Raw genomic sequence first — 15011 nt, forward strand, 5'->3', positions numbered from 1 at the left:
CGGGCAATCAAATGCGGCTCAGAGTATAGCGCCCGATTTCGCTTACCGGTAGCACGCGTTCCGTAGCGGTTGGACAATCGATTGCAATTCGTCGCGCGCATCACTTAGGCCGCGTATCATAGGCGCCAGCACGCGCCCATCAACCCCAGTTGCCCGCGTGCCGGGCCTGGCTCCGACCGAGATTCGATATGTCCGAGCAAAGTCAGGGACGTCCGCTCCCGCATCCATCGTTGGCGTTCCCCATCGTGGGAATCGGCGCATCGGGCGACGACGTCGACGCGCTGAAGCAGCTCTTCAACGCCCTGCCGGCGCGGTCCGGCGCCGCTTTCGTGATCGTGCCGCGCGCGGCCGAACGCTCGGCGCGTTCGATCAGCCGTGAGCTTCAGCCGGTCACCCCGCTGCCCGTCGTTCCGGTCCGGCAGACGGTGCGCATGGAGCCAAACCACGTCTACGTGGTCGAGCCCCCGCTGATCTGCACGATCGTCGACCAGGAACTGCGCATCGCCGGGCCCGGCGACGCCGACGCGGAGCTGCAAGCGGTCAACGAGGCGTTGCGCGCGGCGCGGGAAGAACTCGAAACGAGCAAGAAGGCGTTGCAGGCGATCAGCGAGGCACTGACGACCGCCAACGCCGAACTGAAAGCGAAGGTCGAAGAAAAGGAGCGCCGGCGCGACGAGTTTCTCGCCGTCGTCTCGCACGAACTGAAGCATCCGCTCAATCTGATCAGCGCGAGCACCGAGCTGATCGGGCGTTCCCGCGAAGCGCGCGCGAACGCGATGATCGCCCGCGCCGCGGACACGATACGCCGTACCGTGCTCGGGCAGGCGCAAATCATCGACGACTTGCTCGACATGTCGCGCATGCGCACGGGCAAGCTCTCGATCACGCGCCGGCCCGTCGATCTGAAGGAGGTCGTGCTGCGCATCAGTCATACGATGCAAGACGAAGCCGAGCGCAAGGACATCGATTTCCGCTTGGCGGTGCCCGACGAGCCGGTCTCGATCGATGCGGACCTCACGCGCGTGGAACAGATCGTCTGGAATCTCGTCAGCAATGCACTGAAGTTCACTGACGGCGACGGCAAGATCACCGTCGAGCTCTCGATCGACGAGCACCATGCGGAGCTGAGCGTCACCGACAACGGGATCGGCATCGATCCTGCCGCGTTGCCGAATATTTTCGAAATGTTCGAGCAAAGCCGCAGCAGCGCGTCCGCGGTGCGCGGCGGCCTGGGTATCGGACTCTCGCTCGTCAAGGATTTGGTGGCCGTGCACGGTGGCGAAGTGCGGGCACATTCGGACGGCATCGGTCGCGGGGCAACGTTTACGGTCAAGCTCCCGCGTATCGTCGATGCGGTTGCCCATGCCGGGGGCGGCGCCTACCCCACGACATTCTTGAAGGGCGAGCGTGTCCTGCTCGTCGACGACGATCCCGACACAGTCGAAACCTTCAGGCTTCTGCTCGAGATGGAGGGAGCGGTCGTGACGGTTGCCATGAGCGGGGAGGAAGCGCTCGAGCGGATCGGCAAGGAGCCGCCGTCGTTGATCTTGTCCGATCTGGGGATGCCCGGCATGAGCGGCTTGGCGTTCATCGAGGCGGTGCGCGCACGTCCCGAACTGAGCGCGGTGAAAGCCATCGCGCTGAGCGGGTTCGGCCGGCCGTCGGACGTCGAAGAAGCCACCAGCGCCGGCTTCGATGCGCATTTGACCAAGCCCGTCATGCTCGACGCTCTATTGAGCACGATCGCGCGATTGAAATCGAAATAAGCGAAGGCAGCGGCGGGCGTCAGTCGATCCGGCCGCTTCGTTGCGCGCGCAACAACAGCGCGCTATGCAAGGCCGTCACGGCCACAGCCATCCAAATCGGCGCGTAGGTGCCGATCTGCCGCGCCGAAAAAGTCTCGCCGAGCAGCGTGACCGAAAAAAGCACCAGCAGCACCGGCTCGACATATCCGAGAATCCCGAACAGCGCCATCGGCAACAGGCGGCTCGCCGCAAGATAGCTGGCCAGTGCGATCGTGCTCAACGCACCGAGCCCCGGCAGCAGCAGCGCCCCAAGCAGCGGCCGCTGCAGCGCCGCCTGCGCACCGGGACTCAGCGCGATGACACCGATGGCGACGGGCAGCAACAGCAACATCTCCAACGCGAACGTAGCGAGCGAATCGCCGCCGAGCTTGCGGCGAAGAACGAAATAAGGCGGATAGCAGGCGGCAACGACGAGCGTGGGCCAAGAGAAGGCATGCGTCGCCCACAGTTCGTGCGCAACACCGAGCGCGGCGAAGGCAACAGCCAGCCACTGCAGCGGAACGAGCTCCTCGCGGTAATAGAAGCGCCCGACGAGCACCATCGATAACGGCAGCAAGAAATAGCCGAGCGACACTTCGAGCATGCGGCCGTGCAACGGCGCCCACATGAAGAGCCAAAGCTGCAAACCGAGCAGCGCGCTTGCCGATATCAGCGTGAGCCCTCTCAACGGCTCGCGCAGCGAAGCACGGACGAGCGCCTCGAATTGCGCGCGGCGCCCCCGCAGCCCGACTAGCAGCAACGCGCCCGGCACGGTCCAGACGATACGCCAGGCAAAGATACCCAAGCCATCGAGTGGGTGCAGCATCCGGGTATACACGGATAAAAGCGCAAACAAAGTGGTAGCGATGACCGACAGCGCAATCCCACGTCCCGTTTCGTGTTGATTCATCTTAGGTGCGGCGCGCCACAAGCGCCGATTACGACGTCATTGTCATCGGCAATGACGCGCATATCGCGATCGGTGCCCAATATTTGGAATTCAATGCTGTTCGAAGCGGGCGAAGCGCTTATCGACCTTGCGCTCCTCGCTGAAGAAATCGGTGACGCGGGCCGAGGGCGGCCCACGCCGCATCCACTCGAGCATCCTGTCGATTTGGTTGGCGGGCCCTTGCAGCATCGCTTCGACGGAGCCATCGGCGAGGTTCGCCACCCATCCGGTGACCCCCAAAGCGTGCGCTTGCCGCACAGTGGCATGCCGAAAGCCCACACCCTGCACCACGCCGCGCACATGCACGTAATACGTCTCGACTTTTTTGTCCAAATCGGGACCTTCCATTACCATTTCCCCATTGCCTTTACATCGATCCCCCGCATTGTAGTCGCACCGCCGAAAACGATTTTTTTAGCTGGACCTAACATTCGGTACTAAAGAAAGTCGCACTCCCGGTCGTTAAACGCAGTGATTGCGTATGCGCGACCGCTCACTTGGCGAGAGGAGACCTACCCGTGGCGCTACAGGATCGCGCGGCACGAGTCGCTCGCGGCAGCCTGCTGAAACAGTGGCTGGACGAGCATAGCACCACCCTTCTGACCGTCGCCGTCTGCGCGATCGCGGTCGGCATCGTCGCGTTCGGCGCAAGCCAGATCTTCGCGGCACGCGAGTTGGACGACGCACAGATGGCGCGCGCGTTACAACTTCGTGACAACGTCGAGCAACTGGAAGGGCTCTACGCCGAGGCCGATGCGGATTTCTTACGCCTCGTCGCGGATCCGGGCTCGAACACCGATCCTTGGCCGGCGTTGCGAGTACAACGCACCGAACAAACGCTAGATGCGCTGGCGCAGGCGTTCAAGCAGCAGCCGACGCAGGCGCACGATGTCGACGAACTGCGCTCGGCCACGCACGAATGGCAGCGCAGCGTGGCCGAAACCGCGCACGGGGAAACGCCGGAGGACTCTTCGGTCCTGCTGCCGCGCGACGCACTGGTTCTCGTCGAAGACAGCCGCCACCGGGTGGCGGTCGGCTTGCGCAGCCTCGATGCGGCACAAAACTTTTCCGCGGATCCGCGCGCCGAGAATATCGCGCGCCGCTATGCGTCGGAGCGGACGGCGTTCTCCGCGGCCATCGCGGCGGCATTCGTGTTCCTCGTCTACGGGTTCCTCGCGAACCATCGCCTCGGGCTGGAGCGCGCCCGCGCCCGCATTTCCAGCCAGGAAGGCGAGGCGCGCTTTCGCGAATACTTCGAAGAGCATCCGTTGCCGATGCTCATCTACGACGTCGAAACGCTGACCATCGCCGCCATCAACGGTGCCGCGGTACGGCAATACGGATACGAACGCGAAGAATTGGCGGGAATGTCGATCGCCGCCTTGCGGCCGCCCGAAGAGAGCGCCGAGTTCATTGCTCGCTTCATCGAGCTCGCGGCCGCGATGGGCACGGCGAAGTCCCCGATCAGCGGCTCGACGGGCGTGCGCGAGCATGTTCGCAAAGACGGCTCGCGCTTTTTCGTCGAACCGTCCTATCACTTTCTGACTTACGCGAATCGGCGCGCATGCTTCGTCGTCGCCATCGACGTCACCGAGAAAGAGAACGCGAAGGAAGCGTTGCGGCAATCGAAGCAAATGCTCGAAGCCGTCATCGACAGCGTGCCGCAGCGCATCTTCTGGAAAGACACGGAGTCGCGCTACCTGGGCTGCAACCGCGCGTTCGCCCAAGACGTCGGCTTGGCCGACGCATCGCACATCATCGGGCTCACCGATTACGACCTTCCCTGGCGCGTGGCCGCCGGCAACGCACGCATGCGCGACCGAGAAGTCATCGAAACGGGCGAGCCGCTCGCGAACTACGAGGAATTCGCACCGGCGGCGAACGGCACATGGCGATGGCTGCGCAAGACGAAGGTGCCGCTGCGCAATACCCATGACAACGTCATGGGTCTGCTCGCCACCTATGAAGACGTGACCGAACGCAAAGGCGTCGAGCTCGCGCTACGCTTGCGAAGCCGCGCGCTCGACGCGATCGTCAACGCGGTGCTGATCACGCGCGTAACCGAAGACGGCGATCTGATCGAATACACGAACCCCGCGTTTCAGCGCATCACGGGCTATTCGGTCGACGAAGTCAAAGGTTTGGACTTTCGCTTTCTGCATGGCGACGACCAAAACCAAGAAGGCCTCGATACCATCCGCCGCGCACTTGCCGACGAAAGCGAAGTCACGACGCTGCTGCGCAACTACCGGCGCGACGGCTCGCTCGTTTGGAACCAAATCTATATCGCACCGGTACGCGACGATCACGGCAAGGTCACGCACCACATCAGCGTCGTCAACGACGTGACCGAACTCGTCCAATCGCGCGACCTGCTGACGCGGCAGGCCAATTTCGATTCGCTGACGGCCTTGCCGAATCGCTACCGCCTGAACGAGCGGCTGATCCAAGCGATAGGCGACGCCCAGCGAGACGGCACACGCGTGGCCGTCGTCTTCATGGACATCGATCACTTCAAGGACGTCAACGACAGCCTCGGGCACGGTATCGGCGATCGTCTGCTGCGCGAAATCAGCGCGCGGCTGAGCGCGTGCGTCAGCGAGGCCGATACGGTCGCACGCTACGGCGGCGACGAATTCGTCATGGTGGTTTGCCAGGGCGAGCGCGACGATCGCTTGGACGAAGTGCTCGCCTGCGTAGCGGAAGGATTTTCGCGTCCCGTGTGGATCGACGATACGGAATTTCACGTCGAAACGAGCATCGGCGTGGCCTGCTTCCCGAGCGACGGCACCGATCCCGAGACGCTGCTGCGGCGCGCCGATCTTGCGATGTACCGAGCCAAATCGAATGGCCGCAATGCGTTGCAGCGCTTCACGCCCGAGCTCGGCAGGCGCGCCGACGAGCGCCTCGCGCTGTCGCGCCGCATGCGCGCCGCGCTCGCCAACGGCGAATTCCGGCTCGAGTATCAGCCGCAAGTCGATCTCCAGACGAATCGCGTGACCGGGGTAGAGGCGCTGCTGCGATGGACCGACACGGAACTCGGACCCGTCAGTCCCGCGACGTTCATCCCGATCGCCGAAGAAAACGGCCTGATCGTTCCCATCGGCGAGTGGGTCATGCAGCAGGCGTGCTTCCAAGCACAAGTCTGGCAGGAGACCCTGCCGGGGCTGCGGATGTCCGTCAATCTCTCGCCGCGGCAGTTCGGGCGCGGCGACATCCTGCGCGTCGTGCAGCGCTCGCTCATGCGTGCGGGTCTGTCGCCGCGCCTGCTCGAGATCGAGATCACGGAGGGTGCGCTGATGACGCTGGGCGCGCTCGACGTGCTGCGTGCGTTGCGCGCGATGGACATCGATCTGGCCATCGACGATTTCGGCACCGGCTATTCGAGTCTTTCCTACATTCGCAATTTCCACGCCGAGCGGCTCAAGCTCGACATGTCGTTCGTCTCGGGCATCGGCCGCCATCGCGAAGACGAAGTCATCACGCGCGCGATTCTCTCGCTCGGCCGTGCGCTCGGCTTCAAAGTCGTCGCGGAAGGCGTCGAGACCGAGACGCAACTCGCTTTCCTGCGCCGGCACGGCTGCTGCGTCGTGCAAGGCTACCGCTTCGCGCGCCCCATGCCCGCCGCCGATGCGCATGCGTTCATCCGGGATTTCAACGAGGGCGTGGTCGCATATGGCTAGGCGCGGTTCGGCGATTCGTCGAATCGGGGACGGCAGGCAACGACAGCAAGTACAATCTCGCCGCATCTGAGCAACAAACCCACAAACGCATTCGCGCCATACCATGACCGAATCTTCAGGCGACCTCGTGCTCGTCACGGGCGCGTCGGGCTTCGTCGGCTCCGCCGTCGCCCGCGCGGCGCTCGCACGCGGAATGCGCGTGCGAGCGCTCGTGCGCGCCACGAGCCCACGCAAAAACCTCGAAGCACTCGACGCACAAATCGTCGTCGGCGATATGCGCGACGAGCAGTCGATGCGCGCCGCGCTGCGCGGCGTGCGATATCTGTTTCACGTAGCCGCCGATTACCGGCTCTGGGCCCCCGATCCCTCCGAGATCGAGCGCGCCAACCTGGAAGGCACCGAGGCGACGATGCGGGCCGCGCTCGCGGAAGGCGTCGAGCGCATCGTCTACACGAGCAGCGTCGCCACGTTGAAGGTTACGAGCGAAGGCCGTATCGCCGACGAAACGTCCCCGCTGACCGCACAACAAGCCATCGGCGTCTACAAGCGCAGTAAAGTGCTGGCCGAGCGCGCCGTCGAGCGCATGATCGAACGCGATCGGCTGCCGGCCGTCATCGTCAACCCGTCCACGCCGATCGGACCGCGCGACGTGCGCCCGACCCCCACGGGCCGCATCATCGTCGAAGCCGCGCTCGGCAAGATTCCCGCGTTCGTCGATACAGGCCTTAACCTGGTGCACGTCGACGACGTCGCGCAAGGCCATCTGCTCGCGCTGGAGCGCGGCCGCATCGGCGAGCGCTACATTCTCGGCGGCGAGAATTTGCCGCTGCAACGCATGCTCGCCGACATCGCGCGGGAGACGGGCCGCAAGCCGCCGACGATCAGCCTGCCGCGCTGGCCGCTCTATCCGCTGGCCATGGGCGCCGAATGCGTGGCCAAGCTGACGAAGCGCGAGCCGTTCGTCACCGTTGACGGCCTCAGGATGTCGAAGAACAAGATGTATTTCACGTCGGCCAAGGCCGAACGCGACATCGGCTATCGCGCGCGGCCTTATCTCGACGGACTACGCGACGCGCTGCGATGGTTCGATGAAGCCGGTTACCTGAAACGCTGATCGCCGCGCGTGCATTTTGTTACAACTCGCCGGCACCGCGCTGGGATACAAGCGGCGAGCAGCCGGTAAAATCGCGTCTCTTTGGTAGAAATGGCCCGGCATGAACCTGGAAGAACAGATCGGTGCGATCGACGCGCAAGTCGATCGGCTCAGTGAACTCGTCCGGCTGGCGCAAGCTGCCGCCGAGCGGGCGGAAACGGAGCGGGCTCGCCTGCACGAAGCCCACGCAGCGCGGGCGGCGGAACAAGCGGCCAGCGTAATCGCTGAAGCAGCAGCTGAAGCCGAGATCGAGGCCGAAGCCGAAGCCGAATCGCCGGCCGTCAGCGAGTCTGAAACGAACGACGAAATTCCCACGCTGTGCGTGGCGCGCCCCTCACATAACGCATTGACGCTGAGCATCGGCTCGCAAACCGTCACGCTGCACCCCGAGCAGATCGGTCAATTGATCGAGGAGTTGGCGAACGCGCGCGCCTCGATGACGCCGGAGCCGCCGATGGCGATTCCTGCCGGCTGGCGTTTCGCATCGACGAAAAACCCCGTCATGGCGATGCAAAAGCAGCCCAATGGCGATCGCCTACTGATCGCGCGACATACGGGCCACGGGTGGGTGCCGTTCACGTTCTCGCCCGATGCCGCCGTCCAGCTTTACATGATGCTGACGCAGCGCTAGTGCGCCCCAGTCAGCCGCCCTGCCCCGGCGCTGGCGCCTGCACGCGCGCTTTCCATTGGCCACCCTTGCCGCGCCAGTAGCGAATGGCCGAGGCCAGCGTCGCGCCGACGTAAAACAAGGCGACGAGCGGTAATGCGGGCGCCCACCACGGCGAGCGACCGTAATAGCGCAGCATCGGCGCGTACGCACAGCACATGGCGGCCCATGCGAGCCATGCCGGCCAACCGAGCGGGCCCAGCACGAGCGCGACGACGGGCGGCACGAGGTAAATCACGGTCATGCCGATCAGCGTGCCGACGAGCAGCCAAGCCGAGTAGTGCAATTGCGTGAAGGCCGTGCGCGCGATCATGTTCCAGATTTCGCCGGGGCCGTCGTACGGGCGCAGCGAACGGCTGTTCGCCGCGACGTCGAGCGCGATCGCGTGGCCACCCTGGCCGCGATGCTTGATGCGGGCCGCGAGCGTGCAGTCGTCGATCAGCGCCGCGCGGATCGACTCCATGCCGCCCGCCTCCTCCAGCGCCGTGCGCTTCACGAGCATGCAGCCGCCGGCCGCAGCCGCCGTCTTATTGCGCGGGTTGTTGACGCGGCTGAACGGATAGAGCTTGGCGAAGAAGAAGACGAACGCCGGAATCAGGGCCTTCTCCCAGACGGAATCGCAGCGCAGGCGCACCATCAAAGAAACGAGATCGCGCCGCTCGATCGTTGCGCGCGCAACGAGCTGTTCGACGGCATCGGCCGGGTGCGCGATGTCGGCGTCGGTCAACAGCAGATAATCGGCCGCCAACCCGCGCGAGCCGATGGCCGCCACGCCTTGCGATTGCGCCCACACTTTGCCGGACCAGCCGGCCGGCAGCGGTTCGGCCTTGATCACGGTCAATCGCTCGGGCTTGCCCAGGGCGAGCGCCGCCGCGCGGGCGCAATCGGCGGTGCCGTCGGTGCTGTGGTCGTCGACGACGATCACATGGAAGTCGCCTTCATACGCTTGTTCGAGCAACGACGTGACGGCCGCGCCGATTACGTCGGCCTCGTTCCGGGCGGGCACCACGGCCACGACCGCCGGCCAGTCTCCCATGGCGGCGAGGGCCTCGCTCAAGACACGCGGCGCGCAGCGCGTGCGCCAAAACCCGCCGCGCGCGAACAGCAGGGCGCACCAGATCACGAGCGAGAGGATGGACAAGGCGAACAGCGCGAGGCTCGTCATGCGCGCCCCCGGTTCGTCTCGGCGGCATCGAAGGGGCCGCAGCCCGGTAAGCGGTAAGAGAAATGAGCGGAAAACATCCTGCCGGCCATGCGATGAATGAAATTGAAAGGAAAAAGAAAGAAAATAAAACGAAGGCGCAAGGATCGCAACGAAACCGCAACGAAGCACGCGAAGCTCACTAGTGTAGCGGCTCGCCGGCTGATCGGCTGCGACGCGTGCCCCAGAATGCCCCCGGCCTCGGACGGACCCACTTGCATTCTTGCAACGGTCGCCGGGCCGGTCAGGAAGCGTTCGCGGCCCGATAGCGTTAGAATGCGCGTTTGGGTTGGTTTGCCGGCTATCACGCCCGCGTTCTTAATAATATTGGAGTCAGGGCGATCACGCGGCTCAATGCCGGCGGCTCGATACCCCGATTCGGTCGGAGTTCGCCATACATGCGAGTCATCCTTGCTCAGCCCCGCGGCTTTTGTGCGGGTGTCGTCCGCGCGATCGAGATCGTCGATCGCGCACTGCAACGGCACGGTGCCCCCGTGTACGTGCGCCATGAAATCGTGCATAACCGGCACGTCGTCGAAAACCTGCGCAGCAAGGGCGCGCGTTTCGTCGAGGAACTCGATGAGGTTCCGCACGGTGCAGTCGCCATTTTCAGCGCCCACGGCGTCGCGCAAAGCGTGGAGCAAGATGCACAGGCGCGCGGCCTCGACGTGCTCGATGCAACGTGCCCGCTCGTCACGAAGGTGCACGTCCAGGGCCGCCAGTACGTCGCCGCCGGCCGCACGCTGATCCTGATCGGCCATGCGGGGCATCCGGAGGTAGAAGGCACGATCGGCCAGATTCCCGGCAAGGTGCTGCTCGTCCAAAGCGAGGCCGAAGTGGCCAAGCTCGATCTGCCGCTCGACACGCCGCTCGCCTACGTCACGCAAACGACGCTGTCCGTCGACGACACGCGCGGCATCATCGAAGCGCTCATGCGCCGCTTCAGCAACATCGTCGGGCCCGATACGCGCGACATCTGCTATGCGACGCAAAACAGGCAGGCCGCGGTGCGTGATCTGAGCGCGCAAGTGGATGTGCTGCTCGTCGTCGGCGCGACGAACAGCTCGAACTCGAATCGCCTGCGCGAAATCGGTGCCGAAACGGGCGTGCCGAGCTATCTCGTCGCGGACGGCTCGGAACTCAAACCCGAATGGTTCGCCCATGCGCAGGCGGTCGGCATCACGGCCGGTGCGTCGGCGCCCGAAGAAATGGTGGAGCACGTCATTGACGCGCTGCGCGCGCTCGGTCCCGTCGAAGTCTCGACGATGGCCGGCCGCGAAGAAAAAGTCGAATTCAAGCTGCCGACGAAGCTCCTCGAGCCCGTCGCAGCCCGTCAAGTTTAAGGAGGTTGCCTTGTCGATCCCACTTTTACAGAAAGTTCGCGTTGGCGCCTATATCGCGCGTCAACATTTCAGTGGCAACAAACGCTATCCGCTCGCGCTGATGCTCGAGCCGCTCTTCCGCTGCAACCTCGCGTGCAACGGCTGCGGCAAGATCGATTACCCGGACCCGATCCTCAATCAACGGCTGTCGATCGAGGAATGCCTCGGCGCCGTCGACGAGTGCGGGGCGCCGGTCGTCTCGATCGCCGGTGGCGAGCCGCTGCTGCACAAGGAAATGCCCACGATCGTCAAGGGCATCATCGCGCGCAAGAAATTCGTCTATCTGTGCACGAACGCGCTGCTGATGGAAAAGAAGATGGACGACTACGAGCCGAGCCCGTACTTCGTCTGGTCGGTCCACCTCGACGGCGACCAAGCGATGCACGATCACTCGGTCTCGCAAGAGGGCGTCTATGAGAAGGCGGTTGCCGCGATTCGCGAAGCGAAGCGCCGCGGTTTCCGCGTGAACATCAACTGCACGCTGTTCAACGACGCACAGCCCGAGCGCGTGGCAGCGTTTTTCGACACGCTCGGCCCGATGGGCGTCGACGGCATCACCGTTTCGCCGGGCTATGCCTACGAGCGTGCGCCCGATCAGCAGCACTTCCTCAATCGCGACAAGACCAAGCAACTCTTCCGCGAAATCTTCAAGCGCGGCAATCGCGGCAAGAACTGGTCGTTCAGCCAATCGGCGATGTTCCTGGACTTCCTCGCGGGCAATCAAACGTACCACTGCACGCCCTGGGGCAACCCGGCGCGTACCGTGTTCGGCTGGCAGCGTCCGTGCTATCTCGTCGGCGAAGGCTATGCGAAGACCTTCAAGGAACTGATGGAAGAGACCGATTGGGATGCCTACGGCACGGGCAACTACGAAAAGTGCGCCGACTGCATGGTTCACAGCGGCTTCGAAGCGACGGCCGTGATGGATACCGTCGCCCATCCGCTGAAGGCGCTCGGCGTGAGCCTGCGCGGCCCGAAGATCGAAGGCGCGTTTTCCAAGGACATTCCGCTCGACAAGCAGCGTCCGGCCGAATACGTCTTCTCGCGTCACGTCGAGATCAAGCTCGAGGAGATCAAGCACTCGGCCAATTCGAAGAACGCACGCGCGGCGGCGGCGCACTGACGTTGCGCCGGCGGGCGCCTCGCGTTCGCGTCACCCGTCAGGTAAGTTGAGCGGCGCGGTCCTAAGGGGCCGCGCCGCTTTGTTTTGAGGCGTTACGTTGTCCGGGACGGCCCCGTTGCCGCATCGCTGAAAGCGACCGCGTAGGTTCCGACAACCGAAGCGCCAAAGCGCCGGATCGCTCGAGTAGGCTCGTTAGGGTTGACGCCTAGGCGAAACGCGCGTGCAAATGCCCGAAAATAGATGAACAGTTTTCTAGCCAGGCGGCGTTTTGCACCCCTTCGATCGACCATGAAAATCAAGACGAAGATCTTCTTGCTGGCGATCGTTCCATTTCTGCTGGCGATTGCGGGTATCGGCATGGGGGTGCACCTGCAAGCGACGGCGCTCGCCGACGCTCAGCGAGAAACGGTCAGGGCCGCCTACCTGTCGAGCAAGCAAACCGAGCTCAAGCATTATGTCGATCTCGCCACGAGCGCGATTGCGCCGCTTTACGACGCCGACGGCAATGCGCAAGACACGGCTACCCGCAAGCAGCAAGCGCTCGCCGTCCTGCAGCGCATGGATTTCGGTCCGGACGGTTACTTCTTCGTGTACGACATGCAGGGCAATTCGCTAATGCATCCCCGCGAGCCCGACCTCGTCGGCCACAACTGGTGGCTACTCAAGGATCCGGACGGCGCGCTCACGATTCAGCAGCTCATTGCGGCAGCGAACAACGGCGGCGGCTACGTGCGCTATGTCTGGCATCGGCCGTCCACGAATCGTCTGGAGGAAAAGCTCGGTTACGTCGTGCCGCTGCGGCGCTGGGGCTGGATGATCGGCACCGGCATCTATCTGGACGGCGTCAAGGAAACGCTCGCCGGCATCGACACCCGCGCGGCAGCCAACATCGGACGGACGATGACGTGGATCGGTGTCATCGCCTTGATGGGTTTCGGCGTCATCACGGCATGCGCCCTGTTCCTCAACGTCTCCGAACATCGCAGCGCCGATGCGAAGCTCAAGCGCCTCGCGCAGCAGGTCGTCGAATCGCAGGAACATGAACGCGCGCGGCTATCGCGTGAGCTGCACGACGGCATCAGCCAAATGATGGTTTCGGTCAAGCTGCTGCTCGAATCGGCGCTCGCGCGCCTCGAACGGGCCGGCACGCCGCACGTCCGCGTACCGAGCGCGGAGGCGGCGCTCGCCACCGCGCTGACGCGCCTGTCGCACGTACTGCGCGAAGTGCGGCGCATTTCGCACGCGCTGCGCCCCGCGATGCTCGACGACCTCGGCTTGGCCGCGGCGCTCGAGCAATTGACGCGAGAGCTCGGCGAGGAAACGGGCATCGAGATGCGCGTGGACACGGACGGCGAATCGCGCGCCGCCGCACTGCCGGCGACGGTCAACACGGCATTGTTCAGGATCGCCCAGGAAGCGCTGACGAACATCGTGCGCCACGCGCAGGCCGCACATGCAACGCTCGCATTCGCCGTGCGCGACAAAGCGGCGACGCTTACGATCACTGACGACGGGCAGGGCTTCGACGTCGAACGCATGCAAGCCGATTCGCGCCGCGGCATTGGTTTGCGTAACATGCGCGAGCGGCTCGATCCGCTCGCCGGTATGCTGACAATCACATCGACACCCGGGCAGACCGTCGTGACGGCCACGGTTCCTTTGCCGCATCGCCTCGCACCGCGCGCCGCCCAGCCCGCCCACACTGATCATCCCGCATGAACGCAATCGAACCGCGCTCCGCCCATATCATCCTCGTCGACGATCATCCGCTCGTGCGAGACGGGTTGCGCCTGCGCCTCGAAGGCGTGTCCGGCTTCGTGGTGGCGGGAGAAGCCGGCAATGCCGAGGAAGCGCTGGCGCTGGCCGAACGGCTATCCCCCGACCTCGTCTTGATGGACGTCGGGATGAACGGCATGAACGGAATCGCGCTGGCCGGCGTATTCCATGAACGCTTCCCGGCCGTGCGCGTCCTGATGCTATCGATGTACGACAACATCGAATACGTCACACAGGCCGTGCAGGCCGGCGCGAGCGGGTACGTGCTGAAGGATTCGCCTGCCACCGAAATCGTCCATGCCATTTCGGCGGTGCTCGCGAATCGCACGTTCTTCAGTGCCGGTATCGCCGCACGCATGATCCAGGCGAGCGCGCTGCAAACGCCGGTGGAACGGCTGACGCCGCGCGAGAGCGAGATCCTCGACGCGCTGGCCGAAGGCCTCTCGAGCAAACAGATCGCCGAGCGCTACGGACTTTCGGTGCGCACCGTGGAAACGCACCGGCTCAACGTCAAACGCAAGCTCGAAATCGAAGGACAGGCCGAACTGATCAAGTTCGCGGTGGAGCGGCGCCGGCGCTGAGCGGCGCCCGCGCCGGACGTCACCGAATTTCGAATTCCGGCGCGCTTCCCGGCCGTGACTTCAGCGACTTCCGTTACTCCGCGCGCGCGTTGTGCGCGGTGAGGAACTTGATGAGCCCGTCGATGCCGCCTTGGCTCAACTGCGCCTTGAACTGGTTCTGATAGACCTGGATCAGCCAAGCGCCGGACATATCAATGTCGTAAATCTTCCATTCATTGCCCGTCTTGCCGAGACGGTAGCCTACTTGCTGGCTGTCGCCCGGTGTGGTGACCGTCGACATGACGAGCGCGTCGTTGGCCGTCGCTTCCTCGGGCTTGAACGAGAAACGCGCATCTTGGGTGCCGAGCTGCGCCAGCGAGGCAGCGTAGGTGCGCGTCATCAGGACTTTAAATTGCTTCGTCAGCTCTTGCTGCTGCGCGGGGGTGGCTTGCTTCCACGCGTCGCCGACGGCGATCCGGGCGGTCCGTTCGAAGTTCGTGGCCGGCAAAAAGTGCGTTTGCACGACCTGCGCAATCTTCGCCATGTCGCCGCTGCGCGCGGCAGGATCTTGCTTCATCGCATCGATGGTGCCGGTGACGGCTTGCTTCACGACGTCGACGGGTGCCGTTTGCGCTGCAGCGGCGGCGCTCACGAACGCAGCGGTAAAAAATGCGAACAAATGACGTTTCATGGAATATCGAGCTCGATTGAAGGAGTGCCGGCAGCGCCACTC

12 protein-coding genes are annotated in these 15011 nt (G+C 64.2%); 8 read left to right on the forward strand and 4 right to left on the reverse strand.

The window, feature by feature from the left end; genetic code table 11:
• Positions 1-188: 188 nt before the first annotated feature.
• Positions 189-1766 (forward strand): ATP-binding protein, encoded by a 1578-nt coding sequence (locus ACTHNZ_RS06430; protein WP_440541659.1) that lies wholly within the window; start codon positions 189-191, stop codon positions 1764-1766.
• A gap of 19 nt (positions 1767-1785) precedes the next feature.
• On the opposite strand, the gene rarD is transcribed toward ACTHNZ_RS06430, so the two are convergent.
• Together rarD and ACTHNZ_RS06440 are read right to left on the reverse strand one after the other, a co-directional pair.
• Positions 1786-2694, reverse strand: a complete 909-nt coding sequence (rarD, locus tag ACTHNZ_RS06435; protein WP_440541660.1) for an EamA family transporter RarD — start codon at positions 2692-2694, stop codon at positions 1786-1788.
• Between the two features lie 90 nt (positions 2695-2784).
• Entirely contained in the window at positions 2785-3081 is a 297-nt protein-coding gene (locus ACTHNZ_RS06440; RefSeq protein ID WP_440541661.1) for an acylphosphatase, read from the reverse strand.
• 170 nt (positions 3082-3251) lie between these two features.
• Between ACTHNZ_RS06440 and ACTHNZ_RS06445 the strand changes: the two genes are divergently transcribed.
• The 3 genes from ACTHNZ_RS06445 to ACTHNZ_RS06455 all read left to right on the forward strand — a co-directional run bounded on the left by ACTHNZ_RS06445 (position 3252) and on the right by ACTHNZ_RS06455 (position 8200).
• Entirely contained in the window at positions 3252-6416 is a 3165-nt protein-coding gene (locus tag ACTHNZ_RS06445) for a sensor domain-containing protein (RefSeq protein ID WP_440541662.1), read from the forward strand.
• 103 nt (positions 6417-6519) lie between these two features.
• Positions 6520-7530: a hopanoid-associated sugar epimerase gene (gene hpnA / locus ACTHNZ_RS06450; RefSeq protein WP_440541663.1), complete on the forward strand. Its 1011-nt coding sequence runs from the start codon at positions 6520-6522 to the stop codon at positions 7528-7530.
• Between the two features lie 100 nt (positions 7531-7630).
• A complete protein-coding gene (locus ACTHNZ_RS06455) occupies positions 7631-8200 on the forward strand; it encodes a hypothetical protein (RefSeq protein WP_440541664.1) in 570 nt (189 codons plus the stop codon).
• Positions 8201-8210: 10 nt separating this feature from the next.
• Here ACTHNZ_RS06455 and ACTHNZ_RS06460 read toward each other — a convergent pair whose 3' ends face one another.
• Positions 8211-9401: a glycosyltransferase gene (locus ACTHNZ_RS06460; RefSeq protein WP_440541665.1), complete on the reverse strand. Its 1191-nt coding sequence runs from the start codon at positions 9399-9401 to the stop codon at positions 8211-8213.
• Between the two features lie 434 nt (positions 9402-9835).
• Here ACTHNZ_RS06460 and ispH point away from each other — a divergent pair, with 434 nt between their 5' ends.
• The 4 genes from ispH (at position 9836) to ACTHNZ_RS06480 (ending at position 14299) form a co-directional block, all read left to right on the forward strand.
• On the forward strand, positions 9836-10780 hold the full coding sequence (ispH, locus tag ACTHNZ_RS06465; RefSeq protein ID WP_440541666.1) for a 4-hydroxy-3-methylbut-2-enyl diphosphate reductase: 945 nt from the start codon (positions 9836-9838) through the stop codon (positions 10778-10780).
• A 10-nt stretch (positions 10781-10790) separates the two neighbouring features.
• Positions 10791-11942 (forward strand): adenosyl-hopene transferase HpnH, encoded by a 1152-nt coding sequence (gene hpnH, locus ACTHNZ_RS06470; RefSeq protein WP_440541667.1) that lies wholly within the window; start codon positions 10791-10793, stop codon positions 11940-11942.
• Between the two features lie 288 nt (positions 11943-12230).
• Complete coding sequence (locus tag ACTHNZ_RS06475; RefSeq protein WP_440541668.1) at positions 12231-13661, forward strand: cache domain-containing protein; 1431 nt, start codon at positions 12231-12233, stop codon at positions 13659-13661.
• Positions 13658-14299, forward strand: coding sequence for a response regulator (locus ACTHNZ_RS06480; RefSeq protein ID WP_440541669.1), 642 nt, complete (start codon positions 13658-13660; stop codon positions 14297-14299). Before ACTHNZ_RS06475 ends, ACTHNZ_RS06480 begins: the two co-directional genes overlap by 4 nt.
• Before the next feature lie 73 nt (positions 14300-14372).
• Here ACTHNZ_RS06480 and ACTHNZ_RS06485 read toward each other — a convergent pair whose 3' ends face one another.
• On the reverse strand, positions 14373-14969 hold the full coding sequence (locus ACTHNZ_RS06485) for an MlaC/ttg2D family ABC transporter substrate-binding protein (protein ID WP_440541670.1): 597 nt from the start codon (positions 14967-14969) through the stop codon (positions 14373-14375).
• Between the last annotated feature and the right edge of the window lie 42 nt (positions 14970-15011).

Origin of the sequence: Trinickia sp. (assembly GCF_051953955.1) — a bacterium.
In the GTDB taxonomy this organism is placed as follows: domain Bacteria; phylum Pseudomonadota; class Gammaproteobacteria; order Burkholderiales; family Burkholderiaceae; genus Trinickia.